Origin of the sequence: Fundidesulfovibrio soli, assembly GCF_022808695.1 — a bacterium.
GTDB lineage: Bacteria > Desulfobacterota > Desulfovibrionia > Desulfovibrionales > Desulfovibrionaceae > Fundidesulfovibrio > Fundidesulfovibrio soli.
In genome coordinates this window covers 41,939-67,195 of the sequence record NZ_JAKZKW010000023.1, presented here as the reverse complement: position 1 = coordinate 67,195, position 25,257 = coordinate 41,939, and the positions used below count along the sequence as shown (strand labels likewise).

Here is a 25,257-nt window from a genome sequence, read left to right as displayed (position 1 = left end):
CGCCGGGGAGCCTGCCGATGGTTTTGAAGAACATCGACCGGCTCCCCGGCGCGCTGGCCCCTCCCCAAGGCTGGCGTCGGCGTTTACAAGGCCCTGGCCAGGCGCTTGTCCCCCACGCGCATGGTCACCTTCTCCTTGTCCAGATATTCCAGCAAGGGAATGGAGAACTTGCGCGTCAGGTTCGTGAGTTCGCGGAAATCCTGTGGCCCGAGCTCCTTGTGCTCCGCGAAGTAGGCGGCCACGCTCTTCTTGAGCCCCTCCAGGGCGGACACGGCGAAGTACATGTCCTCCTTGATGCGGGATATCAGGCCCTGGTCCTGCAGGAGCTTGTACACGGGCTGGGCCTCCTTCTGGCCCACGCCAAGCAGCTCCAGCACGTCCTTGTAGTTTGGGGGGGTCAGCCCGCCCTGCTCGTAGACGCCGAGCAGGCGCTGGCGCAGGTCGGCCTGGTCCGTGCCCAGGCTCACGCTGTGCTCCGGCAGGCGCATGAGCTCCTGCTCCTGCACGATCTTGCCCGCCTTGATGAGACGCTCGGCCAGGAAGTGCATGAGCTTGGGGTGCAGCCCCTTGCCCCAGGTGGAGGCCAGCTCCCCCCGGGCCACGCCCTGCTTGAGCGGCTCGCGCTTGTGGAAGGCGGCCAGGTGCGCGAGCAGCCCGGCGGAAAGCTCGTCCAGGACCTCGCCGGAGATCCACTGGCGGGCCTCCTTGTCCCACAGGCTGGCCAGCCCCTTGCCGGAGAAGCCCTGCAGGGCCTTCTCCAATTCGCGGCTCTCGAGCCCCGTGAGCACCATGAGCGCGGCGAAGCTCGCGCCCTCGCGCCCGCGCAGCTTGAGGTGCAGGGCCACCCGCTCCTCCGGCCCGGCGGCGGGCAGCGCGGACAGCAGGGCCAGCTCCGGGCCGTGGCGCTTCACGCGCCCGGCCAGGGGGGAGATGATGGTGCCGCCCGCCACGGTGCGCAGGGGCGAGAAGGCCCGCATGACGCAGCGGTCCCCGGTGACGCCCGCCAGGGGCGACTCGAAGCGCGCCTGGCACAGGGCGGTCTGCCCGGGCTCCAGCTTGTCGCGGTCCAGGAAGTAGAGCCGGGCCATGACCTCGCGCGTGCCGTGGTGGAAGTGCACCTCGCCCCTGTGGCGCAGGCCCCGGTGGGCCGAGGGCAGGCAGGTGACCTCCATGTTCCAGGCCAGGGAGGGGAACAATGTGCCCGGCCTGGCCAGCACCTCGCCGCGCTCAACGTCCTCCACTTCCAGGCCCATGAGGTTCACGGCGGTGCGCTGGCCCGCGCGGGCCGCGTCGTCCGTGTGGCCGTGCACCTGCAGGCCGCGCACCTTGCTGGCCTTGCCAGAGGGGTAGAGCGTCACCTCGTCGCCCGCGTGCAGCGTGCCGGAGATGAGCGTGCCCGTGACCACGGTGCCGTGGCCGCGCATGGTGAACACCCGGTCGATGGGCAGCCGCGCCAGGTCGGAGCGGCGCTTGGGCGCGTGGTCCCCGGCCAGGCGGGCCAGCTCGGCGCGCAGCGCGTCGAGCCCCTGCCCGTTGTGCGCGGAGACGGGGATCAGCGGGGCCTCGGCCAGGAAGGAGGACGACAGGTAGGCCCGCACGTCCTCCGTGACCAGGGCCAGCCACTCCTCGTCCACGGCGTCCACCTTGGTCAGGGCCACCACGCCGTCGGTTACGCCCAGCAGGGTGCAGATCTCCAGGTGCTCGCGGGTCTGGGGCATGACGCCCTCGTCCGCCGCGATCACCAGGACCACGAAGTCGATGCCCGCAGCCCCGGCCACCATGTTCTTCACGAAGCGCTCGTGCCCGGGCACGTCCACCACGCCGAGCGTCTGGCCGCCGGGCAGCTCCATGGAGGCGAAGCCCAGCTCGATGGTGATGCCGCGCTTCTTCTCCTCGGCCAGGCGGTCGCAGTCCACGCCCGTGAGCGCCTTCACCAGCGTGGTCTTGCCATGGTCGATGTGACCGGCTGTGCCCATGATGACCGGCATGATGCTCCTCGTGTCGCGTCCCCGGAGAGGCCCTCTGGGGCCAGCTCCGGCGGAACCGTTCGCACTGCTGCCGGAGAACGCGGATGCGCTTCCCGGCGGCGGACCCTAGCTCTCCAGGAACGCCTTGTAGGCGAGCATGGTGGCGTACAGGTCGGCCTTGCTGGCCAGCTCCAGGGGGCTGTGCATGGAGAGCACGGGCGGGCCGAAGTCGATGATGTCCATGCCGTACTTGGCCAGGAACTTGGCCACGGTGCCGCCGCCGCCCAGGTCCACCTTGCCCAGCTCCGCCATCTGCCAGGGCACGCCCGCGCCGTCGAGCACGTTCCTGACCCAGGCCACGTACTCGGGGTGGGCGTCGCTGGCGCCCACCTTGCCGCGATGGCCGGTGAACTTGTTGAGCGTGGGGCCGTGGCCGATGAGGCAGGCGTTGAGCTTCTCGTGCACGTCCTGGTAGTCGGGGTCCAGGGCGGCGTTGACGTCGGCGGACACGGCCTTGGAGGCGTCCAGCACGCGCGAGGCGCGCGCACCCGGCTCCCAGGCGTGGATCAGGTCCTCCAGGCAGTACTCGAAGAACTTGGAGCTGGCGCCGGTTGAGCCTTCGGAGCCGATCTCCTCCTTGTCCCAGAAGAGCACGATCTGGGTGTGCTCGGGCTGCTCGGCGGCCAGCAGGGCCTCCAGCCCGGCGTAGACGCAGATGCGGTCATCGTGGCCGTAGCCGCCGATGAGCGCGGAATCCAGGCCCACGTAGCGCGCCGGGCCAGCGGGCACGGCCTGCAGCTCCGCCGAGTACAGGTCGGACTCGGTGATGCCGTAGCGCTTGTTGAGCAGCGTCAGCACCTGGGACTTGAGCTTGCACTTCACGTCGGAGGGGTCGCAGGCCTTGCCTTCAACGGTGGCGCCGTCCGAGCCCGCCGGGGCGTGGCCCATGATGATGTTGAGCTTCTCGGCCTCGAAGGCGTCGGCGAGCTTCTGCTCCATCTGCTTGTAGGCCAGGTGGGGCAGCAGGTCCGGGATGGTGAACACCGGGTCGGCCGGGTCCTCGCCGATGACCACCTCCACGGCGGTGCCGTCGGCCTTGACCACCACCCCGTGCAGGGCCAGGGCCCGCGCCAGCCACTGGTGCTTGCGGATGCCGCCGTAGTAGTGGGTCTTGGCCTGGGAGACGCTGCAATCCTCGTAGAGGGGGCGCTGCTTGAGGTCCAGGCGGGGGGAGTCCGCGTGGGCGCCCAGCAGGCGGAAGCCCTCGGACAGGGGCCGCTTGCCCTTGCGGGCGATGAACACGGTCTTGCCCTTGAAGATGCGGAAGCAGGCGTCGCCCGTGAAGTCGCCGTTGGGGCTCTCGGCGTAGCCTGCGGCGGCCAGGCGCTCGCGCACGTAGCGCATCACCTCGCGCTCGGTCTTGCAGGTGGAGAGGAAGGAGACGTATCCGGCGGCCAGGGCGTCCATGGCGGCGCGGTCCTGCTCGGAGGCGTAGACGTCCCAGCAGTTCTTGGATTCGTGTTCGAGGCTTTTCATGCTCACTCCTTGAGGCGTGATGATCCGTCGCGGTTCAGGCCAGGGCCGGAGCCGGGGGCTAGCCCAGGGCTTGCGCCAGGGCCTGGCCCAGGCTCTGGGCGGCCAGGGGAAATTCGTTCTTGTCCAGGGTGCGCGGGTCCAGGCAGAAGCGGCCGTCCTCGATGCGGCCCACCAGGGGCGGGTCCGTGCCGAGCAGGCGCTCGCGCAGGGCGTCGGCGCTGATTGAGGCGTCGCGAGGCTCAAGGCGCACCAGCGTGGTGGGCAGGTCGCGCTCGGGGAAGGCTCCCCCGCCCACGCGCGAAGCTCCGGGCACCGTCGAGGCCTCCAGCACGTTGCCCAGCCTGCGGCGCAGCAGCCCGGCCAGGGCGCGGGCCTTGGCGGCCAGCTCCTTGGGGGCGGCGCAGATCATGGCCAGGGTGGGCACCTGGGCGCGGGCCAGCTCCGGGTCCAGGTAGAGGCGCAGGGTGGCCTCCAGGGCGGCCAGGGTCATCTTGTCGATGCGCAGGGCCCGGTTCAGCTGGTTGCGCCGGATCACGTCGACGTATTGCTTGCGGCCCACGATGATGCCCGCCTGCGGCCCGCCCAGCACCTTGTCCCCGCTGAAGCAGACCACGTCCGCCCCCTGGGCCACCACCTCGCGCACGGTGGGCTCGCCGGGCAGTCCGGCCTGGGCGAAGTCGAAGAGGGTGCCGCTGCCCAGGTCCTCGATGACGGGCAGGTTGAGTTCCCGGCCCAGGCCGGCCAGTTCCTCCAGGGGCACTTCCTTGGTGAAGCCGATGATCCTGAAGTTCGAGGTGTGCACGCGCATGAGCGCGGCCGTTTCCGGGCCAACGGCCTGGCGGTAGTCGCGCAGGTGGGTGCGGTTGGTGGCCCCCACCTCCTTGAGGATCGCGCCGGACTTGGCCATCACCTCGGGCACGCGGAACGAGCCGCCGATCTCCACCAGCTGCCCGCGCGAAACCACCACCTCGCGGCCCTTGCACAGGCTCTCCAGCACCAAGAAAACGGCGGCCGCGTTGTTGTTGACCACCACGGCGGCCTCGGCCCCGGTGAGGTGGGTCAGCAGGCCTTCCACGTGGCTGTAGCGGCTGCCGCGCTGGCCCGTGTCCAGGTCGAACTCCAGGTTGGAATAGTGCGCGCAGGCGCTCTGCACCGCGCGGGTGGCGCTTTCGGCCAGGATGGAGCGGCCCAGGTTGGTGTGCACCACCACGCCCGTGCCGTTGAGCACCCGGCGGAAGCGCGGGCGCACGAAAGAGCGCACGAAGCACTCCAGGCGCGGGGCCAGGCGCTCCCACTCCAGCTGGGAGGGGTCCGCGACCAGGCCGGAGCGGATCTCCTCGCGCTGGGCGTCCAGGAAGGCCTGCGCCGCCTCGCGCACCAGGGGCCTGGGCGCGCCGGAAAGCTCCGGGCGGCCTTCCAGGGCGGCCAGCACGCGGTCCATGGAGGGCAGCAGACGGAAAAGGGTGTTGGGCATGGTGGCTCTCCCCGCAAAGATATGGGGAATTAGCCCACATCCCGGTCGAAGGCAATCTGACCGGCGGCTAGCAGCGTACCGTGGTGGCCAGCCCGCCCTGGGCGGTCTCCTTGTATTTGGCGCACATGTCGCGCCCGGTCTCGGCCATGGCCTTGATGGCCTGGTCCAGCCCCACCATGTGGTAGGACGACACCACCGCCGCCGCGATCTGATAGGCGGCGTAGGCCTTCACCGCGCCCATGGCGTTGCGCTCGATGCAGGGAATCTGCACGTAGCCCTGCACCGGGTCGCAGGTGAGCCCCAGGTGGTGCTCCAGCGCGGTCTCCGCCGCGTTCTCCACCAGCTTGGCCTCATGCCCGTAGACCTGGGCCAGGAACGCGGCGGACATGGCCGAGGCCACCCCCACCTCGCCCTGGCAGCCCACCTCAGCCCCGCTCACCGAGGCGTTGTGCTTGGCCAGCATCCCCACCAGGGCGGCGGCCAGCATGCCGTCGCGCAGGGCCTTGCGGAACACCCCGGCCGTGGGCCGCAGGTTCTTGGTGACGTAGAGCACCGCAGCCAGCACGCCCGAACCGCCCGAAGTGGGCGCGGTGACGATGGTGTGCCCGGCGGCGTTCTCCTCCGAAGCGGCGAAGGCGCAGGCGCACAGGGCCAGGATGGGCCTGTCGTGCATCTGGGGGTCCTGCCGGTAGCGCTCGAAGAGGGCCTTGGCCTTGCGGTTGAGCCCCAGCGGCCCGGGCAGCACGCCCTCGGTCTCCAGGCCGCGCTCCACGGCGTCCTCCATGGCGCGCATCACGTCCTCGATGCGGGCCTCGATCTGCTTGGGGGTCTGCCCGGTGAGGGCGGCCTCGTTGGCGATCATCACCTCGGGCAGGGTCAGGCCCGTGGCGGCCAGCACCTCCCTGAAACCGAGCATGGAGTCGTAGGGATAGGCCGGAGCCGGGCGCTGGGCCGGGGGCTGGTCCCGCCATTCGATGAACCCGCCGCCCACGGAGTAGGCCTCGCGCTCGAACAGGGCGGCTCCATCGACGTCCAGCAGGCGGAAGATCATGGTGTTGGGATGGCGCTCCGCCCTGGCGAGCATGTCGAAGACGATGTCGGCCTCGCGCAGCGGCAGGGTCCGCCCGGCCAGCAGCACCGTGCCGGACTCGAACCCGGAGAGGCTGTCCAGGATGTCCGGGGGGCAGCTCTGGGGCCGGTTGCCCATGAGCCCGGCCAGCACGGCCCGCACGGTGCCGTGGCCCCGGCCCGTGGCCGCCAGGGAGCCGAGCAGCGTCACCCGCAGGCCCGCCGCCCGGTCCAGGGTCTGGCTGGGCAGTTCGGCGGCCTGGGCCATGAACTCGACCGAGGCGAGCATGGGGCCGATGGTGTGGGAACTCGAAGGGCCGGGCCCGACCTTGAACAGCTCGAAAATGGAGGTGGTCACGGGGTTCATGGAGCCTCCGGTAGCCTAAAACCGCGCCGAATGCCACCGGCACGGGGCCCCGAGGCCCCTGGCGCCCCCCCGGGAACGAAAAAAAGACCGGCGCGCATGGCTGCGCGCCGGTCCGGTCTAAACGTTCGCAGGGAAGGGCTAGGCTGCCAGGGCCCGGGGCTTCTTGTGAGCCACCGCCGCCAGGCGCAGCTGGGAGCCCCCCGCGGGCAGGGCCGCGCCCGAGCCTTCGGCCTGCATCTGCCCGATGAGGTTCTTGAGCACCTGGGCCTGGTTGGCCAGCTCCTCCACGGCCAGGGCGGACTGGCGCATGCCCTCGGAGGTCTCGGCGGAAATCCTGCTGATGTCCTCTATGGAGCGGTTGATCTCCTCGCTGGCGGCGGACTGCTGCTCCGAGGCCGTGGCGATGGCGCGCACCTGGTCGGAGGAGAGGTCCACCAGGGTGACGATCTCGCGCAGGGCCTCGCCGGACCTGGCGGCCAGCTCAGTGGCCTCGGCGATGATCCCGGCGGCCTTCTCCACGTTGACGACGTTGCTCTGGGTTCCCTGCTGGATGCCCCGGATGGCGTCGCCCACTTCCTTGGTGGCGGTCATGGTCTTCTCGGCCAGCTTGCGCACCTCGTCGGCCACCACCGCGAAGCCCCGTCCGGCGTCGCCCGCGCGGGCGGCCTCGATGGCGGCGTTGAGCGCCAGCAGGTTGGTCTGGTCCGCGATGTCGGAGATGACGCCCATGATCCTGCCGATGCCTTCGGCCTGCTGGCCGAGCTCGGTCATGTCCTGCTTGAGCTTCAGGGAATTCTTCTGCACCTCGCCGATGCCCTCCACCACGCGGCCCACCACCTGCGAGCCTTCCTCGGCCTTCATCCTGGCCCTGTCGGAGGTTTCGGCGGCCTGGGAGGCGTTGCGGGCCACCTCCAGCACGGTGGCGTTCATCTCCTCCATGGCGGTGGCTGTCTCGCCCACGCGCTGGGCCTGGCCCTCGGCGCCCCGGCTGGACTGCTCCACCTGCGCCGCGAGCTGCTCCGAGGCGCTGGTGACGATCTCCACCACGCCTTCAAGCTCGTTGGCGGCCTGGAGCATGCCCTCTGCCTTGGCGCGCTCCGCCTGGGCCTTGGCTTCCTGGGCCTCGGCCGTGGCCACGCGCGCGGCCTCGGCCTCGCGCTCGGCCTGGGCGCTCTTCTGGTCGGCCTCGGCAATCTTCTCCTTCAGGGCGGCCACCATGGCGCGCAGGCCGTCAGCCAGCCTGCCCACCTCGTCCTTCTGATGCACGTCCAGGCTGGCGTTGAGGTTGCCTTCCGCGACGGCCCCGGAGAAATTCATGGCCCCCCTGAGCGGACGCACGATGGTGCGTGTCACGTACACGCCGACCAGCACCGAAAGGATGGGCGCGGCAATGGCCAGCGACAGCAGCAGCTTGTTCTGCCAGCTGATGGCGGCGTCGGCCTCCAGGGAGTCGGCCTCGGCGCTTCGCGCATAGATCGCGATGACCTTGCCCAGGGCGTCGTTGAGCTTGCGGTTGACCTCGCCGCCCCGCTCGATCACGGCCTTCTCCGCTTCGAGCGCCAGGGACTTGTTATCGAGGTTCTTCTCCCAGGCCTCCACGACCTCGGTGATCTTATCGTTGATCTCGCGGGTTTCCGGCAGGATTGTCTTGAAGACGCCCCAGGCGGCCAGGGCCTCCTGGGAATGGTTGAGCTTCTCGAAGCGGTCCAGGGCCTCCCGGTAGTTTTTGCGGGCGTTCTGGATGTTGTCCCTCTGGCGCTGGCGCTCCTGCGGCAGGATGGACTCCGTCAGCAGCGTGCGCTGCGCCACGACGATGTTGCGCAGGTTGAAGCGGATGGTGGTCAATTCGGTGATCGCCGGAATGTAGAGCCTTGTGCTCGCATCTACATGGTCTTTGGCCGAGTTGAGCCCGAGATATCCAACGAGCCCGACAACGGACGTGAGCACCGATACGACGATAAACGCGGCAACCAGCCTGACTCCAACGCGAATGTTATTCACAACTCCCCCTTTCGGCCCTTGCTCATGCAACAACTGGGACCTTTCCGAACTCTGCGCGAAATTTCCGGCGGACGTCCGCCGACGGAAGCCGCGACATAGCACCACAAATCCAAATTAATCACTCTCGAAGAATTGGCAAACTGGATATGCGACCACTTTGGTATGCTTTTTTGGGGGTGCGGCACAACCGGCTTTACGAACCGCCCCGCCGAAGCCAGGACTCTTGCTTCAAGCCTCAGACCCCATGCACCCAAGCCCGTGTCCACCTCGCGGCCTGCCAACGTGCATCATCGGCGGTTCATCGCAAAACTTTAGCGCCAACAAATACGAAAGAAGAAACGTTCTGACCTCACTGCATAGGGCGAGTTAAAGGGCGGCGAGGTTGGGTTGGTTGGAAACCCCGCCGCCCTGTGGCAGTGATTAAGGCACCTGACCTCTATCAGGCGGAGCACTTGGAGGAAAGGAGAAAAACGCCGAAGCGGAAAAAAACCCGCAGCCCTCCGCGGGGAGGGCCCCCCAACTACTTGCGGACCCCGTACCGCCCGCCGGTGGGGGGCCAATCGCTGGTTCTGCGGGCGTGCAGGGAGACGAGGAAATCCCAGGCCATCACCCCGAGCGTCAACGCCAGGAGCAGCCCCACGCCCCAGGCCAGGGAGGCAGCATACCTGTCCCCGACGAAGCCGAAGAATCCGTCGAAGAGCCAGAAGTGCAGGCTTTTGCCAAGCCCCCTCCTGCCGCCGGGCAAACGTGTGACGTAGAGCACCTGGGTCACGATCTGCGAGATCACGAATACGGGCAGGGCGTGCCTGCCCAGAGCCAGGACCGGGGCCATCCAGCGCCCGCGCTCCGCCCTGTCCAGCAGGCGATGGGCCAGGGCGGTGAGCATCAGGCCGAAGCCGCCCACGAACATCACGAAAGAGCTGGTGGTGATGACCTTGTTGATGGGAAACCATTCGTCCCAGGCCAGCCCGCCCAGGTGCAGCCAGAACCCGATCAGGAACACGGAGCCCCAGCCCGGGTCCTCCCCGCCGCGCTTGAGCCAGCGGCCGGCGAGCACCCCGAACAGGGCCAGGGCCACGCAGGGCAGCGTGGACAACAGGCCCTCGGGGTCCCACGAGGTGTCGTATTCCCAGATGTGGCCGCGCAGGAGCATCTGGTCCAGCCAGCCTTCCAGGTTGTACTCCATGTCCAGGGTCGGATAGCCCAGCCCCGGCACCGGTACGAAGGCCCAAAGCAGCCAGTAGCCCACCAGGATGCCCAGGGCCACGCCCAGCACCCCGTCCCTGGAGAGCTTCAGGTGCAGCCAGAGCGTGACCAGGTAGACCACGGCGATGCGCTGCAACACTCCCGGAATCCGCAGCGTTTCCAGATTGAAGGAGGGAAAGCCGTTCACGACCAGGCCCGTGCAGAAGATGACGCCCGCGCGCCTCACCGCGCCAAGCCAGATCCCCTGGGGCGGCGGGTCCCGGCGGACGGCAAGCGCCACGGAGACGCCCACGAGGAAGAGGAACATGGGGAAGATGAAATCCACGGCGGTCCAGCCGTGCCAATGGGAGTGCACCATCTCGCGGTAGATGTACATGGTGTCCCCGGGGTTGTTGGCCACCACCATGAAGGCCACCGTCAGCCCCCGGAGGAAATCCACGGACACGATCCGCCTGCCGCCGCTCTTGCCCATGCCGCTCGCCCCGATGGAAGAAAAATGCCCCGCTCGCGCGGGTGAGTCTGCTATCATACGGAACCGGGCGAATGGCAAGAACGCCGTCGCTTAGCCGCGGTGCAGGCCGAACGTGCCCGGCCAAGCCCCGGCCGCTTGCCCAAAAGGCCCGATTCGGGCTACCTCTGGGCGAAGCCCATTCTCCAGGCCCGAACCGGCCTTCCGACGTCCGTCCGCGACACTGCGCAGCACAAGGAGCGAATGATGATGAAGCGTATCGTCAGCATGGCCCTGATCGCAGCCGTTGTTGTTAGCTACGCCGCTGCGGCCTTCGCGGCGACCTCCGTCAAAGTGACGGGAGACGCGAGAATCTGGGGCAACTCCTGGACACGCATCAATTACACCGGCTGGAACGCCCGGGGGACGACTACAGGCGACCCCCTGACCATCTGGGAGCGCTTCCGCCTGCGCACCGACTTCATCGCCAACGAGAACCTGAAGCTGCGCATGGGCATCCGGGTCAACAACAGGGCCTGGGGCAACGACACCTTCACGGTGGACAACCCCACCACCGCCATCGACGTCTACCAGGCCTACCTGCAGTTCAAATGGCCCGGCTCGGACGTGGAGTTCACCGTCGGACTGCAGGACATCGACCTGCCCATCTCCGCGCCGGGCCTGTTGAACACCAGCCCGGTGTTCGGAGGCACCAGGGCCGCCGCCGCCCTGGTCACCGTCCCAGGGGGGGCTGGCCTCAAGCTCACCGCCGGGTTCATCCGCTTCCTCGACACCAACAAGGATTTCGACCCCACGACCACCCAGGTGGCCGACGAGTTCGACGCCTACCTCATGACGCTTCCCATCCCTCTGGACGGCTTCAAGGCCACCCCCTGGGCCATGCTCGGCGTGGCCGGGAGGAACGCGAACTACTCCGTCCTGGTGGGCAACACCCCGCGCTACACCAACCAAAGCCTGGCCACCAACCTGTTCCCGGCGGCCTCCCTGGCCCCGGGGGCCACGTTCCGCAACGCCCAGAACCTCTCCTGGTGGGCGGGGGCCTCGGTGGCCGTCACCAGCGCGGACCCGTTCAAGTTCTACGCCGACGTGATCTTCGGCCAGGGCAACGCCGGCGACAGGAAGTCCAACAGGCGCGGCGGCTTTTTCCTGGACGTGGCCGCCGAATACACCAACCTGATGTACTTCACCCCCCAGGCGGCCTTCTGGTATTCCAGCGGCGAGGACAGCTCCACCCGCAACGGCTCCGAACGCATGCCCGCCGTGGTGGGATCCTGGGGGCCCTCCACCTCCTTCCTGTTCGATTCCAACCAGGCCTTCGGCGAGAACTCCATGGGGCTGAACCCCATGGGCTCGGCGGGCTTCGCCCTTTCCCTGAACGCGATCACCTTCCTGCAGGACATGACCCACCGCCTGACCTTCGCCTACGCCTGGGGCACCAACAGCCCCCGCGCCCTGCGCAACGCCAACCTGCTCACGGGCGTGGGCACGTATGTGCAGATGGGCCGAGACCTGACCGTCAACGAGCACGTCATGGGCCTCAACTTCGACACCACGTACGACGTGTACAACAACCTGGCGCTCATCGTGGAGACCGGCTGGGCCCACGGCCAATTCCAGCAGAGCGTCTGGGGGCGGCGTTTCGTGAACCAGGCCAGAAACGGGGACGCCTGGAAGGTGGCCTTCGGCCTGCAGTACAAGTTCTGAGCGGGTGCGGCCGGGCGCCTTCGATCGGGGCATCCCATCACCCCAAACACCGGAATGGCGACTGTATAGCTTGCCGCGAAAGCGAAGGGTACGTTATCCTCTCTGTTGGTTCTTCCGCAGACAAGGGCTGATTTGCGGCCCGCGTTCAACCCTCAACGGTAAAGGAGACGGGCACAATGAAGCGCCTTGCAAGCCTGGCCGTTCTGGCAGCCCTAACCCTGGGCTGCGCCACGGCGGCCATGGCCGCGACCGAGGTCAGGATGACGGGCGAGGCCCGCGTGTGGGGCAACGCCTGGAGCCACGTGAACTACACAGGGTGGAACTACAAGGCCACAACCACCGGCGACCCCCTGACCATATGGGAGCGCCTGCGCCTGCGTACCGATTTCATCGCCAACGAGGGGCTCAAGTTCCGTTTCGGCATCCGCGTCAACAACCGGGCCTGGGGCAACGACACCTTCACCGTGGACAACCCCACCACCGCCATCGACGTCTACCAGGCCTTCCTGCAGTTCAAATGGCCCGGGACCGACCTGGAGTTCACCGTTGGCCTGCAGGACATCGACCTGCCCATTTCCGGCCCCAGCGTGCTCAACACGAGCCCGGTGATCGGCGGTACCCGCGCGGCGGGGGCCACCTTCTCGGCGCCCGTGACCGAGCAGTTCAAGGTCAACGGCGGCTTCATCCGCTTCCTTGACACCAACAAGGATTTCGACACCACCACGACCCAGGTGGCGGACGAGTTCGACGGGTACTTCCTGACCCTGCCCGTGACCTTCGAGGGCTTCAAGGCCACCCCGTGGGCCATGCTCGCCGTGGCCGGGCGCGCGGCGGGCTACGCCAGCACCTTCGCCGGCGCCTCGCCGCGCTATTCCAACCAGACCCTGGCCACCAACCTGCTCTCCGCCGCCTCGCTCGCTCCCGGGGCCACCTTCCGCAACGCCCAGAACGCCTATTGGTGGGTTGGCGCGTCCGTCGCGGTCACCGCCCTGGACCCCTTCAAGTTCTACGGCGACGTAGTCTACGGCGAGGGCAACGCCTCGGACAAGAGCGCCAACCGGCGCGCGGGCATGTTCTTCGACCTGGCCGCCGAATACACCGGGTTCTCCGCGCTCACCCCGCAGGCCAGCTTCTGGTACGGCACCGGCGAAGACGGCTCCACCCGCAACGGCTCAGAGCGCATGCCCTCCGTCGTCGGTTCCTGGGGGCCGTCCACTTCCTTCCTGTTCGACTCGAACCAGGCCTTCGGCGCGGGCAACATGGGGCTCAACGCCATGGGCTCCTGGGGCTTCGCCGCCTCGCTGAACAAGGTCTCCTTCATCGAGAACCTCACCCACCGGCTGACTTTCACCTACGCCCAGGGCAACAACAGCGGCCGGGCGCTGCGCAACGCCACCCTGCTGACCGGCACCGGCAACTACGTGCAGATGGGCCGCGACCTTGCCGTGGGCGAATACGTCCTGGGCATCAACTTCGACAACCAGTACGCCATCTATGAGAACCTCGCGGCCATCGTGGAGGCGGGCTGGGCGCACGGCTCCTTCCTGAAGAGCGTCTGGGGTTCGCGCCTGGTCAACGAGGCCAGGGGCGGCGACGCCGTGAAAGTGGCCTTCGGCCTGAACTACAGGTTCTAAGACGCTTATCCGGCTCGGGATGCGGATAGCGTAGAAAAGGGTAAGGAGGACCCCATGACCAGGGAAGAAATCTACAAGGAGATGGAGGAGATGTTCGGGCTGGTGCCCACCATGTTCAAGTCCATTCCGGATGGATCGCTGGAATTGGAGTGGAACCTCTTCAAGCAGGTGCAGCTCGTGCCGGGGCCTATCCCCAACAAGTACCGCGAGTTGATCGGGGTGGCCCTGTCAGCGGCCACCAAATGCAAGTACTGCGCGTTCTTCCACACCGAGATGGCCAGGCTCAACGGCGCCACCGAGGCCGAAATCGAGGACGCGGTGCACTACGCCAAGTCCAGCGCTGGCTGGAGCGCCTACATCAACGGCATGCAGGTGGATTTCGAGCTCTTCAAGCGGGAGGTCAGGCAGGCTTGCAGGCACGCGGCCCCTGGCCCCACCCCTGGCTGCGAGTCCGAGTGCGGCCCGGGCTGACCCTTCGCGGGAACACGGACGCAAAAAACCCCGGAAGCCAAAAGGCTTCCGGGGTTTCACTTGCTCGATGGGGTGGCTGATGGGGCTTGAACCCACGGCCCCCAGGGCCACAACCTGGTGCTCTGCCAACTGAGCTACAGCCACCGTCGAACCAAGGCACTTATCCCAAGCCAGGGGTGCGGTCAAGCATCTTTCGCCCGTTTCTATCCCTTGAGCACGCGCCCGCTTCACGCTACAGGGGAGCCGGACCGCGGGCCAACCCGCTGGTCCCAAACCACAACACCGTGCGCGGCCGCAGGCGTTCGCCCAAGGCCGCACCCCATAGCGCGAGGATATCCATGGACAAACTGGTCATCGAAGGCGGCACGCCCCTGCACGGGCGCGTGCGCGTCTCCGGCTCGAAGAACGCGGCCCTGCCCATCCTCATGGCCGCCATCCTGCTCGACAGCCCCGTCACCTACACCAACGTGCCCAGGCTGCGCGACATCAACACCACGCTGAAGCTCCTGAACATCCTGGGCATGGAGACCTCCTTCGAGGACGGCGCGGCCACCGTGAAGCCTGGCGCGGGCCTGACCCCCGAGGCCCCCTACGACCTGGTGAAGACCATGCGCGCCTCCGTGCTCTGCCTCGGGCCGCTGCTGGCCCGCCTGGGCGAGGCCCGGGTTGCCCTGCCCGGCGGCTGCGCCATCGGCGCGCGCCCGGTGAACCTGCACCTCACCGCTCTGGAGAAGATGGGCGCGCAGTTCGACCTGGACTCCGGCTATATCGAGGGCAAGGCCGGCCGCCTGCACGGGGCCAAGATCCTCTTCGACCAGGTCACCGTGGGAGGCACCGAAAACCTGCTCATGGCCGCCACCCTGGCCGAGGGCGAGACCATCCTGGAGAACGCCGCGCGCGAGCCCGAGATCACCGACCTGGCCGAGTTCCTCATCGCCTGCGGGGCCAGGATCACCGGGCACGGCACCCCCGTGATCCGCATCGAGGGCGTGGAGTCGCTCTCGGGCTGCGAGTACTCCGTCATGCCCGACCGCATCGAGGCGGGCACCTACCTGGTGGCCGCCGCCATGACCGACGGAGACCTGCTGCTGGAGAACTGCCCCATGGGCGCGCTGGACGCCGTGTGCAGCAAACTGCGCGAGATGGGCGTGAGCATCGAGGAGGCCGACGGCGGCCTGGTGCGCGCCCGCAGGGGCGGCGAGCTGACCTGCATGGACGTGACCACCCGCCCCTACCCCGGCTTCCCCACCGACATGCAGGCCCAGCTCATGGCCCTGATGTGCGTCTCCTCCGGGGCGGGCACCATCCGCGAGACCATCTTCGAGAACCGCTTCATGCACGTACAGGAGCTGATGCGCCTGGGCGCGAAGATCAACGTCAGCTCCCAGAGCGCCTTCGTGCGCGGGGTGCCGCGCCTCGCGGGCGCGCCCGTGATGGCCTCGGACCTGCGGGCCTCCGCCTCCCTGGTGGTGGCGGGCCTCGCGGCCAAGGGCACCACCGAGGTGGCGCGCATCTACCACCTGGACCGGGGCTACGAGGCCATGGAGGTCAAGCTCCAGGCCCTGGGCGCCCGCATCACCCGCGCCAAGGAGTGACCCCCAGCCCGGGCCTGCTGCCCTGGCAGGCCCTCTTCCTTTTTGTATAGCCTAAGCCATAGCGGCAGCTTGTCATCAAACCAAGTAATGCTTATGATGTCCCAAAATAGTCAACGCAACAACACCCCACCTTACCAGCCCGGAAAATCAACGAGGTCATTAAACTAGTACATGGCTTAAAAATTTAAACAAACCGGATATTGAACACACGGAAACAGTGATTTAAAACGCTTGATATTGGAACACCGGGGCGAGAATGAGAAAAACCATTCCTAAGGACGCAAAACGCAAGCAGATTGCCCTACCTTCATTCATCCCTATTCTCTTGACTCTTGTCAGTATCATTATTGCCTCCGGGTCTCTTTACTACAACATGCACAGTAAGATTTCTGAGCAAGCCGAAAAAATTAGCACCCTACAAAAAGATAGCCACGCACAACAAAATATAATTGAGGATTATAAAAAAACCATCAGCGGGATTAGATTCACTTCACCTGGCTCTGGGCAAGTTAATCTCTCGGAAATTGGAACAAACAGTGAAAATCGCTTTAAACTGCAAGACTACACAAGCCATGCTGATGGGAAGTTCTTCCTACGACTCCCTCATTCATTGCACGATTGGCAATACGACCAACAAAATCTGTGGGATATACTATCATTTAGAGATCCAGGACTAGTCGACACAGTTGACCCAGAAAACTACTTGACGCAAGTTAAATGCGACCATTGGCACCTGGGATGCGGAGCAGCAACATTCGGATCCGACATATTCGTTGTTAGCTTCGAGAAGGACAAATCACTTCAGCTATTAGAAGGTTTCCAAAAGCACATCGCCTTCATTCGAGCCATATCAGATTTCAGAAAAGAGGCTTCCAGTAATCCAGGCACTATTTCTCCTGACAATTTAATACCCAAGATCAATTCCCTCGCCAAAAAATACGAATCCGACTACGACAAAGGAATAGCTGACACATCAAAAATTGATGTTCTTCTTTCCGTATTCATTTCATTGCTTCAAGAGGAACTGCTATTCAGCACAACATACAAAGGAAATTTTAAAATTCTCTCAATCGAAAGAACACAGGACGCTTTATACTGCCAGACTATGATGGAAATTGTTTGGAAATATAAACTTGATAACGGTGAACTAGCAGAAACAAGAATGAGCATGATAAATCAAATGGTCATTGTAAATTCAAAAACGAGCTGCACCCTAATAAGAACCACGCATGCAACATACAAAGACAAATCAGACAACTTCATAGACGCTGACAATTGCAACCAAAAACACGTAGCAGACAGCGAGTTCCTCCAAAATATCAAGGTCGCTCTGGACCGTTAAATCATTTAAAATCAGTCAATTAAGCAAGGTAATCCAACACAGACTCCAACGATGAGGAGTTTATTGGACCAATTCAACCAACAAGGCATGGTGCCTTGACACACCGCGAGCAAATAACCACACCACATCATTCGACATATTTCATACAGAATTGAATTTTACCACAACCGCTCTAGCACCATTATTGTCAATTCCGTCCTCAAACTATCATACACGGCCCTGTCCTTTTGCACGCAACCTGGTTGCTGGCCTTTGGCGCCTGGCACCAACAACACTTCAAATCTGAAACATTCCTATAAAATGGAGCTCTTAAACATAATGCCCCCGGGCCTGCTGCCCTGGCAGGCCCTCTTCCTGGCCTGCGCGGCCGGAGCCTGGGCCGCGCACGATCCGGCCCCGGGCATCGGGGCCGCGATCCTGGCCGCCGCGCTCTGGCGGCTGGCGGGCAGGAGATTCCCCCATCCGGCGGCCTTCGCACTGGCCGCACTGCTCGGCTTCGGCTACGCGGGCCTGCGCCTGCCCGACATTCCCCCCGGCCTCGACGAACTCTACGCCCCCCGCCTGAAGAGCCACCTGAACGCCCGCGTGGACTCCGTGCAGGAGCGCCCCGGCAACCGCCTGGAGGTCATCCTCTCGGACGTGCGACGCACCGGCGGGAGCGAACCGGAAGCCGCCCTCCCCGGCCTCGTGGCCTGGACCTGGCAGGATCCCGCCTTCCGCCCCGAACCCGGCTCCCGGGTGGACCTGGACGCCAGGCCCCGCACGGCTCAGGGCTTCGACAACTTCGGCGTGGACGGATGGGGCTGGCGCTGGCGGCTGCGCGGGGTCTTCCTGCGGGCCTACACCCTGGGCCCCAAGGGCGTGGCACTGGCCGGGCCGCCCCCGGACGACCCCTGGGAGCGCTGGCGGCTGGAACTGCGCGAGGCCGTGTTGCGCGGGGCCGGGCCGGGCTCCGCCGGGGGCATGGTGCTGGGCCTGGTCACCGGCGAGCGCTTCGCCATAGCCCAGGCCGACCTGGAGCGCGTGCGCCGGGCCTCCCTGGCGCACCTGCTGGCCGTCTCCGGCATGAACCTGGCGGCGGTGGCCGCCCTGGGCTGGTGCGCGGCCTGGCTGGCCTGCGCCTTGCGGCCCAGCCTCTGCCTCACGCTGCCCCGGGCCAAGCTGGCCGTGCTCATCGGCCTGCCGCTCACGGCCTGCTACCTCTGGCTGGGCCGCTTCGAGCCCTCGCTCGTGCGCGCGGCCATCATGTTCGGGGCCTGGGGCCTGCTGGTGCTCATGGGCAGGAGCCGCGTGCTGCTCGACGGCCTGTTCATCGCCCTGGCCGCCATGTTCCTCTGGAATCCGCTCTGCGTGTTCGACGTGGGCCTGCAACTCTCGGCCGCGGCAGTGGCCGGGCTGGTGCTGCTCATGCCCCTGGCCGCCCCGGCGCTCAAGCGGCTGCGCGGCCTGGGCGGCCGCTCCCGCTGGAGCCTGCTGCTGGCCGTGCCCGTGGGCTGGGCCTGCGTGACCCTGGCTTCGCAACTGGCGGTGTTCCCCATCCAGGCCAGCGTGTTCGGGGAGGCCAGCCCCCATCTGTACCTGAACCTGCTCTGGGTGCCCGTGGTGGAGTGGGCCGCGCAGCCCCTGGCCTACCTGGGAGCCCTGACCGTAATCTGGCTGCCCTTGGTGGGCGAGCCCCTGCTGGCGGCCTCGGCCACGGTCTGTTCCTGGATGCTCGGCAGCCTGGAGGCCATGGACGCGCGCGGCTGGCTGGCCACCTACCCCGTGCAGCGGCCCTGGTGGCCCGAGGCGCTGGGCTGGTTCGCCCTGCTGGGCCTGGCTGCGGCCTTTGCCGCACTCGACGGCAAACGGCGCGCGGGCTGGGCCTGCCTCTGCCTGCTGCTGCTCGCCGCCCCGCCGCTCTGGCGCGCCTGGGACCAGCAGCGTGAGCGCGTGCGCCTGACGCTCCTGGACGTGGGGCAGGGGCAGTCCGCGCTGATCGAGATTCCCGGCGGGAAGCGTTACGTGGTGGATGGCGGCGGGGCGCTCTCGGGCAGCTTCGACATGGGGCGGGCCGTGCTGGCCCCGGCCCTGACCTGGGGCCGCGCGCCCAGGCTTGAGGGGCTGGTCATGTCCCACCCGGACCGCGACCACACCGGCGGGTTCGCCTACCTTTTGGGATCATTCAGGGTGGGTTTCCTTGCGGGCAACGGGGAGCTTCCCCGGCGGGAGGACTTCCTGGCCGGGCTGGCCGCCAGCGGTCTGGCCCCGCAGACCTGGCGCGAGGGCGAGTTCCACGCCCTGGGCCAAAGTCCGGGCCAGAATCCGGGCCAGGCCCTGGGCCAAGATATCGGGCTGGAGGTGCACTACCCGCCCGCCGCCGGCGCGGCCCACGGCAACGAGGGTTCGCTGGTGCTGCGCCTGATCTGGAAGGGCCGGGGCCTGGCTCTGCTGCCCGGGGACGCCGGGCCGCACGCCATGCATTACTTTCTCGGGAGCGGACGCCCGCTCCAAGCGGACGCGCTGGTGGCGCCGCACCACGGAAGCGCCAAGTCCCTCTCGCCGGAGCTCTACGCGGCCGTGTCGCCCTCCGTGGCCCTGGTCAGCGCCGGGGCCGGCAACAGCTACGGCTTCCCGGCCCAGGCGGTGCTGGACGCGCTCGGCAAGGCCGGGGCGCGGGTGTTCGGCACGGACCGCTGCGGGGCCGTGCGCCTCACCTGGGACTCCCCCGAGGCCGCGCCCCGCGTGGAGACCGCGCGCCCCTGCGGACCGGATTAGATTCCCGTCTAGATCCCGGAAGACTCGTGCTTGATGAAGGTGCCGTCGCGCAGCTCCCGGAAGGCCAGCTCCAGTTCAGCTTCGGTGTTCATGACGATGGGGCCGCCCCAGGCCACGGGTTCGCCCAAGGGCGCGCCCGTAAGCAGCAGGAAGCGCACGCCGCCCTCCCCGCCGGTCACGGCCAGCTCGTCGCCATCGCCGAAGAGCGCCAGCATCCGGTTCTCCACCGCAGCGCCCTCCACCGCCCCCTTGCCCCCGATGACGTAGACGAACGCCCTGTGGCCCCGCGGCGTGGGGTGGATGAACTCAACCCCCTCGGGCACGGAGCAGTCCAGGTATTCGGGATCGATGACGATGCCCTGCACTGGGCCGTCCACGCCGTCCACCCGGCCCGCGATGACCTTGACCACCGTGCCGTCGGCGCGGCGCACCTCGGGGATGTCGGCCGCAGTGAGGCCCCGGTAGCGCGGGGGCATCATCTTCTGCGCGGCGGGCAGGTTGGCCCAGAGCTGGAAGCCCAGCATGGAGCCCGTGTCGTCGCCCTTGGGCATCTCCTGGTGGATGATGCCGCTGCCGGCCGTCATCCACTGCACGTCGCCCGCGCCGATCACCCCGGAGTTGCCCATGCTGTCGCCGTGCTCCACGTCGCCTGAGAGCACGTAGGTGATGGTCTCGATGCCCCGGTGCGGATGCCAGGGGAAGCCCTTGATGAAATCCTCGACCTTATGGGCGCGGAAGTCGTCCAGCATCAGGAAGGGATCGAAATTGGGCACCTCGGACGAGCCGAAGACCCGGCGCAGGCGCACTCCGGCCCCCTCGACGACGGGCTGCCCCGTAAACATCTTCTTCACGCCTCTTCTCATGATCGTTTCCTCCTCGCGGGCCGCTCAGGAAAAGGCCCCGCGCAGCAGCGCGTAGGCCAGAACCACCGCCAGGCAGAACAGCACCAGCCAGCCGATGTGCACCTGGCGCGTTTCGCCCTTGCCGGGCTTGTCGTCCTCTCCGCTCATGGAGCGCCTCCTGTATTCGCCGCCGGGCCGGACGCGTCCGGCCCCCATCCTCCTATGGCCGCTTCCAGCCGGGAGATCAATGCCCAATCCGCTACCGCACTAGCACTCCAGCTACGCCAGCAAGCGAAGCCAGGACACTCTTCAAATACTTCACGGGAATAGCAGTAAAACAACCCGCATATCCCTGAATAACTGTTCCCATAATTGACATTGCTTGAACAACACAATTCGCAGTATCCTCAACCCAAACCGGGAGGACGTCATGAAATATGCGCTTATTCTGACATTCTTTTTGTTGATACCGCCCTATGCCTATGCTTTGGACCTAGTCCCGTTAGAAGCCTGCACGCTTATGGACGACGTTTTGGATTCCAAGGGGCACCCTTGGCGTGTTGACTCAAATTCTGGCGGCTGCGGTACTACGTACCAAAACCTGCCAAGCCAGGGCGTTATCAAATCAAATGTTGCATACTATGCCAACGGAGACAGCAGCTCTGCGAAGCAGCTCAAAATAATCTTGAACATAAACGACACTTCAACAGCAGATCACAACATTCAAACATTTAAACACTACTGCGGAAAATTGTATATGAAGCTCATAAAAAAACCATGGAGCATGGAGTTTTCCAAAGAGTTTGACAAAACGACCAGGGATGGAATCCAAAGGTCTTGGAAGGTTAATGAGATAGATTTTATACTGCTGAAGAAAATCTGGCCTACAGGCAAAGGTTACGAACTCCAGTTCATTGTCGAATAACATCGTCGATGCTTTGTATATATCAACAGGATATTTGAAGGGGTATTACTCTCCGCCCTGGCTACGCCTGACGAGATAGGCTAGCATGGGCCATCCCCCAGGAGGCATCCCCGTGGAAGACAACGACAAGCCATTAACCGCCGCCCAGGGCGAGTGCCGCATGGACACCCGCCCGCAGGACTGCGTGATCGTCATATTCGGAGCCTCGGGCGACCTCTCCGCCCGCAAGCTCTTCCCCGCCCTGGCCCGCCTGCTCCAGGTGGGCGACCTGCCCCGCAACTTCGCCATCGTGGGCGCGGCGCGCTCCAAGATGAGCGCGGAGGAGTTCCGCGAGTCCGTGCGCGCCGCCCTGGCCCGTTCGGGCCACCTCATGGAGCTTGACTGGGGCGCGCTGGCCCAGCGCATCCACTACCATGACCTGGAGTACGACACCCTGGGCGGCTACCTGGAGCTCTCCCGCTTCATAACCGGCCTGGAGGAGCGCCTGGGCCTGCCCGGCAACCGCATGTTCTACCTGGCCATCCCGCCCACGCTCTACGAGCCCGTGGCCGGGATGCTCGGGGCCTCGGGGCTCTCCGGGCGCGGCGTGGAGCAGGCCTGGACCCGCCTGGTGGTGGAGAAGCCCTTCGGCAGCGACCTGGCCTCCGCCCGCAGGCTGGACGAGGCCCTGCACGCCCACTTCCGCGAGGAGCAGATCTTCCGCATCGACCACTACCTCGCCAAGGAGACCATCCAGAACATCCTGCTGTTCCGCTTCGCCAACTCCGTGTTCGAGCCGGTGTGGAACCGCAACTTCGTGGAGTACGTCTCCATCGTGGCCGCCGAGGACCTGGGCGTGGAGCACCGCGCGGGCTACTACGAGCAGGCGGGCGTGCTGCGCGACATGTTCCAGAACCACATGATGCAGCTGCTGGCCCTGGCCGCCATGGAGCCGCCCTCCATGTTCCGGGCTGGCGAGGTGCTCGACGAAAAGGTGAAGGTCTACAAATGCCTGCGGCCCTTCGACCCGGCCCTGGGCTTCGGCCAGCTGGCGCTGGGGCAGTACGGCCCCGGCAAGGAGGGCGCGCTGCCCGGCTACCGGGAGGAGAAGAACGTGGCCCCGGGCTCCACCACCCCCACCTTCGCCATGCTCAAGGTCCACGTGGACAACTGGCGCTGGCAGGGCGTGCCCTTCTACATGACCTCGGGCAAGCGCCTGGCGCGCAAGCTCACGCGCATCGTGGTCAAGTTCAAGGAGGTGCCCCACTCCATCTACCGCCGGGTGCTGGGCGAGCACGTCTCGGCCAACCGGCTGGTCATGGAGACCTACCCGCAGGAGGCCATCAACCTGAGCTTCCAGGTCAAGAACCCGGGGCCGCGCTTCTGCCTGCGCACGGCCTCCATGAGCTTCGACTTCCAGCAGGGCTACACCGGGCCGCCGCTGGACTCCTACGAGAAGGTGCTGCTGGACTGCATGCTGGGCGACCACATGCTCTTCTGGAGCCAGGACGCCGTGGAGCTGTGCTGGGGCTTCCTGACCCCGGTGCTGGAGATGTGCGAGCGCTGCGACGACCCCAACGCGCACCTGCGCATCTACCCCGCCGGGGGCTGGGGCCCGCGGGAGGCCCAGGAGCTGCACCACGGGTTCAGAAAGGACATCGGGCTTGACCCCGTCGCCTGAAATCGAGCGCCATGCCGACCCGGAGGCAGAAGGCCTCCCGGCGCTGGAGCGCCATGTTGATCTGGAGGCCGCCAGCCAGCGCGCCGCGCAGCTGACGGCCCGGGCGGCGCGGGAGGCCGTGGCCGCGCGCGGGGCGTTCACCCTGGCCGTGTCCGGCGGGTCCACGCCTGGGCGCTACTTCGAGCTCCTGGCCGGTCAGGACCTGCCCTGGGCCGCCACGCACCTCTTCTGGGTGGACGAGCGCATGGTGCCCCCGGAAGACGCCCGCAGCAACTACGGCGCGGCGCGGGGCACGCTGCTCGCCCGCCTGCCGGAACCTCCGGCCTGGGTGCACAGGATCAAGGGGGAGGAGGCGGACCCGGCACGGGCCGCCGAAATCTACCGCAAGGAGCTGAAGGCGCATTTCGGCGGGAACGGCCCGCCCGCTTTCGACTGCCTGCACCTGGGCCTGGGCGGGGACGGGCACACGGCCTCGCTGTTCCCAGGGCAACCGGCCCTCGGGGAGCGGACGCTCTGGGCCGTGGATGTGGCCTACGCCGGGGCGGACCCGCCCGTTCCGCGCGTCAGCCTGACCCTGCCGGTGCTGAACGCGGCGCGGCTGGTCTTCTTCCTGGCTTCGGGGAGAGAGAAGGCGGCCTTGGCCACGGACATCGCGGCAGGGAGGCGGCAGGACTGCCCCGCGGCCCTGGTGCGCCCGGAGGGGCGGCTGCTATGGATTCTGGCGGGCTGACTCCACGGCGCGCCTGTGGAGCTCGGGGCCCAGGAACGGCGGGACCCTGGCGATCAGGTCGTCGGCGGTGTTGACCACCCCGTCCGGCCCGGCGCTGCGCAGCGTGTCGTTGACGCAATCCACCACGGGCGACTGGCAGACGCTCTCGCCCTCGTTGAGCAGCACGGGCCTGCCCCAGAGGTCACGGCGCAGCCAGTCCGGCGGCGGCCCGGCCTGGGGGCCGAAGGCTTTGGCCCAGACCGCGTCCAGGGCGCGGTTCCAGCGGGCGGCGCAGGGCGAGTCCGGGCCGTGCCCGTCCAGCCTGGGCGCCTGCACGCAGGGGTGCTCGGTGCTGAGCTCCCCGGTGATGTCGGCCAGCAGGGAGTTGTTCAGGACCTTGGCCAGATTGGCGGCCAGGGCCAGGTGCTTCAGGCGCAGCATGACCTGCTCGTCCCGCAGCGCGGCGACCGCCTGATCGGTCCGCCCCGGCTGGCGCTGCAGCCGGGCCTCGCGCAGGGCCAGCCAGCCTCCGGCCAAGAGGATGAGGCAGGTCGCCCCGGCCGCGAACCAACGCGCCGGGCGCATCAGGGCAGCGCGCCTGCGCGCCGCCCACTGGCTGGCCTGGCTCGCGCTCACGCCTCCAACTGATCCTTGATGCGGCACACGCCGCAGACCTCCATGGAGGAGGGGTAGCCGCAGCGGGCGCACTCGTTGAGGGGCGGGGCTTCGGCCCGCACCGCCTGGAAGGCGGGCTTGCCGCGCTGCAGGAAGTGCTCGTAGAACTGCATCTTCATGCCCGGGCTGCGCTCCTCCAGGTCGGCCAGGAGCTTCTTGTGCCCGGTGAAGCTGGCCCCGGCGGAATAGGGGCAGGCGGCCAGCACGTGCTCGATGCCGTTCAGGAAGCACCACACGGCGGTCTCGTATTCGGTCAGGCGGCACAGGGGCTTGACCTTGCGCACGAACTTGCCCTCCGCCGGGCTCACGGGGCCCTGCCCCGCCAGGTAGGCCTGGTCCCAGCGCAGGGTGTTGGCGAACAGGCGGGCCACCTCGTCGTCGAGGTTGTGGCCCGTGGCCAGCACGTCGTAGCCGTTCTCGTAGGCGAAACGGTTGAACCAGTGGCGCTTGATCTTGCCGCACACCGAGCAGATGGGCCGGTTCACGCGCTTCTTGACCTCCGGGATGGGCAGGCCCTTTTCGGCGGTCTCCAGCACGTGAAGTTTGATGGAATGGGCGGCGCAGTAGGCCTCCACCGTGGCGCGGGCGCCCTGGGAGGAGACGGGGATGCCCAGGTCGATGTGCAGGGCCGTGATGTCGTAGCCGAGCCTGGTCAGGGCCAGCAGCAGGCCGAGCGAGTCCTTGCCGCCGGAGACGGCCAGGAGCACCCGGTCCTCCTTGGAGAACTGCTTGTGCTCGTGGATGCCCCGCTCCACCTGGCGCAGGAAATAGGTTTCGAAGCAGGGGGCGCAGAATCCGGTGTGATGGCTGGGCAGGCGGACCTGCGCCAGCTCGCTGCAGCGGCGGCACTTCACG

The 25,257-nt window shown here is 66.7% G+C and carries 19 protein-coding genes and 1 tRNA gene; 9 read left to right on the top strand and 11 right to left on the bottom strand.

The features are described from left to right. Positions 1 to 83: 83 nt before the first annotated feature. From selB to MLE18_RS15705, 6 genes are all read right to left on the bottom strand, one after another. Positions 84 to 1,988 (bottom strand): selenocysteine-specific translation elongation factor, encoded by a 1,905-nt coding sequence (gene selB / locus MLE18_RS15730; protein ID WP_243439751.1) that lies wholly within the window; start codon positions 1,986 to 1,988, stop codon positions 84 to 86. Between the two features lie 105 nt (positions 1,989 to 2,093). Continuing rightward, positions 2,094 to 3,503: an aminopeptidase gene (locus MLE18_RS15725; protein ID WP_243439750.1), complete on the bottom strand. Its 1,410-nt coding sequence runs from the start codon at positions 3,501 to 3,503 to the stop codon at positions 2,094 to 2,096. A gap of 58 nt (positions 3,504 to 3,561) precedes the next feature. After that, positions 3,562 to 4,977: an L-seryl-tRNA(Sec) selenium transferase gene (gene selA / locus MLE18_RS15720; protein WP_243439749.1), complete on the bottom strand. Its 1,416-nt coding sequence runs from the start codon at positions 4,975 to 4,977 to the stop codon at positions 3,562 to 3,564. A 67-nt stretch (positions 4,978 to 5,044) separates the two neighbouring features. Further along, complete coding sequence (locus MLE18_RS15715; protein WP_243439748.1) at positions 5,045 to 6,412, bottom strand: L-serine ammonia-lyase; 1,368 nt, start codon at positions 6,410 to 6,412, stop codon at positions 5,045 to 5,047. A gap of 138 nt (positions 6,413 to 6,550) precedes the next feature. Next, entirely contained in the window at positions 6,551 to 8,413 is a 1,863-nt protein-coding gene (locus MLE18_RS15710; protein ID WP_243439747.1) for a methyl-accepting chemotaxis protein, read from the bottom strand. A 520-nt stretch (positions 8,414 to 8,933) separates the two neighbouring features. Next, a complete protein-coding gene (locus MLE18_RS15705) occupies positions 8,934 to 10,091 on the bottom strand; it encodes an acyltransferase family protein (RefSeq protein WP_243439746.1) in 1,158 nt (385 codons plus the stop codon). A gap of 246 nt (positions 10,092 to 10,337) precedes the next feature. Here MLE18_RS15705 and MLE18_RS15700 point away from each other — a divergent pair, with 246 nt between their 5' ends. From MLE18_RS15700 to MLE18_RS15690, 3 genes are all read left to right on the top strand, one after another. Beyond that, the gene (locus tag MLE18_RS15700) at positions 10,338 to 11,792 is read left to right on the top strand and encodes an outer membrane homotrimeric porin (RefSeq protein WP_243439745.1); all 1,455 of its coding nucleotides are present in this window, start codon (positions 10,338 to 10,340) and stop codon (positions 11,790 to 11,792) included. Positions 11,793 to 11,968: 176 nt separating this feature from the next. Continuing rightward, on the top strand, positions 11,969 to 13,426 hold the full coding sequence (locus tag MLE18_RS15695) for an outer membrane homotrimeric porin (RefSeq protein ID WP_243439744.1): 1,458 nt from the start codon (positions 11,969 to 11,971) through the stop codon (positions 13,424 to 13,426). A gap of 54 nt (positions 13,427 to 13,480) precedes the next feature. Then, positions 13,481 to 13,897: a carboxymuconolactone decarboxylase family protein gene (locus MLE18_RS15690; protein ID WP_243439743.1), complete on the top strand. Its 417-nt coding sequence runs from the start codon at positions 13,481 to 13,483 to the stop codon at positions 13,895 to 13,897. A gap of 68 nt (positions 13,898 to 13,965) precedes the next feature. Here the strand turns inward: MLE18_RS15690 and MLE18_RS15685 are convergent. Further along, a tRNA-His gene (locus MLE18_RS15685) sits at positions 13,966 to 14,041 on the bottom strand. Positions 14,042 to 14,235: 194 nt separating this feature from the next. Between MLE18_RS15685 and murA the strand changes: the two genes are divergently transcribed. The 3 genes from murA to MLE18_RS15670 all read left to right on the top strand — a co-directional run bounded on the left by murA (position 14,236) and on the right by MLE18_RS15670 (position 19,591). Beyond that, positions 14,236 to 15,492 (top strand): UDP-N-acetylglucosamine 1-carboxyvinyltransferase, encoded by a 1,257-nt coding sequence (murA, locus tag MLE18_RS15680; RefSeq protein WP_243439742.1) that lies wholly within the window; start codon positions 14,236 to 14,238, stop codon positions 15,490 to 15,492. A 256-nt stretch (positions 15,493 to 15,748) separates the two neighbouring features. Further along, entirely contained in the window at positions 15,749 to 16,834 is a 1,086-nt protein-coding gene (locus tag MLE18_RS15675; RefSeq protein WP_243439741.1) for a hypothetical protein, read from the top strand. A 318-nt stretch (positions 16,835 to 17,152) separates the two neighbouring features. Next, positions 17,153 to 19,591: a DNA internalization-related competence protein ComEC/Rec2 gene (locus MLE18_RS15670; RefSeq protein WP_243439740.1), complete on the top strand. Its 2,439-nt coding sequence runs from the start codon at positions 17,153 to 17,155 to the stop codon at positions 19,589 to 19,591. Between the two features lie 8 nt (positions 19,592 to 19,599). Here the strand turns inward: MLE18_RS15670 and MLE18_RS15665 are convergent, their stop codons facing one another. Together MLE18_RS15665 and MLE18_RS18025 are read right to left on the bottom strand one after the other, a co-directional pair. Then, complete coding sequence (locus MLE18_RS15665; protein ID WP_243439739.1) at positions 19,600 to 20,454, bottom strand: pirin family protein; 855 nt, start codon at positions 20,452 to 20,454, stop codon at positions 19,600 to 19,602. Between the two features lie 24 nt (positions 20,455 to 20,478). After that, positions 20,479 to 20,601 (bottom strand): hypothetical protein, encoded by a 123-nt coding sequence (locus MLE18_RS18025; RefSeq protein ID WP_272881712.1) that lies wholly within the window; start codon positions 20,599 to 20,601, stop codon positions 20,479 to 20,481. Positions 20,602 to 20,863: 262 nt separating this feature from the next. Here MLE18_RS18025 and MLE18_RS15660 point away from each other — a divergent pair, with 262 nt between their 5' ends. The 3 genes from MLE18_RS15660 to pgl all read left to right on the top strand — a co-directional run bounded on the left by MLE18_RS15660 (position 20,864) and on the right by pgl (position 23,748). Next, positions 20,864 to 21,358 carry a hypothetical protein gene (locus tag MLE18_RS15660; RefSeq protein ID WP_243439738.1) on the top strand — a complete coding sequence of 165 codons (495 nt, stop codon included), beginning with the start codon at positions 20,864 to 20,866 and terminating at the stop codon, positions 21,356 to 21,358. A 112-nt stretch (positions 21,359 to 21,470) separates the two neighbouring features. Further along, on the top strand, positions 21,471 to 23,018 hold the full coding sequence (gene zwf, locus MLE18_RS15655; protein WP_243439737.1) for a glucose-6-phosphate dehydrogenase: 1,548 nt from the start codon (positions 21,471 to 21,473) through the stop codon (positions 23,016 to 23,018). Next, on the top strand, positions 23,002 to 23,748 hold the full coding sequence (gene pgl, locus MLE18_RS15650) for a 6-phosphogluconolactonase (RefSeq protein WP_243439736.1): 747 nt from the start codon (positions 23,002 to 23,004) through the stop codon (positions 23,746 to 23,748). The genes zwf and pgl overlap by 17 nt, the downstream gene beginning before the upstream one ends. On the opposite strand, the gene MLE18_RS15645 is transcribed toward pgl, so the two are convergent. Beyond that, on the bottom strand, positions 23,728 to 24,363 hold the full coding sequence (locus tag MLE18_RS15645) for a hypothetical protein (RefSeq protein ID WP_243439735.1): 636 nt from the start codon (positions 24,361 to 24,363) through the stop codon (positions 23,728 to 23,730). The genes pgl and MLE18_RS15645 overlap by 21 nt on opposite strands. Next, complete coding sequence (locus tag MLE18_RS15640; protein ID WP_243439734.1) at positions 24,360 to 25,256, bottom strand: TIGR00269 family protein; 897 nt, start codon at positions 25,254 to 25,256, stop codon at positions 24,360 to 24,362. The genes MLE18_RS15645 and MLE18_RS15640 overlap by 4 nt, the downstream gene beginning before the upstream one ends. Position 25,257: the final 1 nt, after the last annotated feature.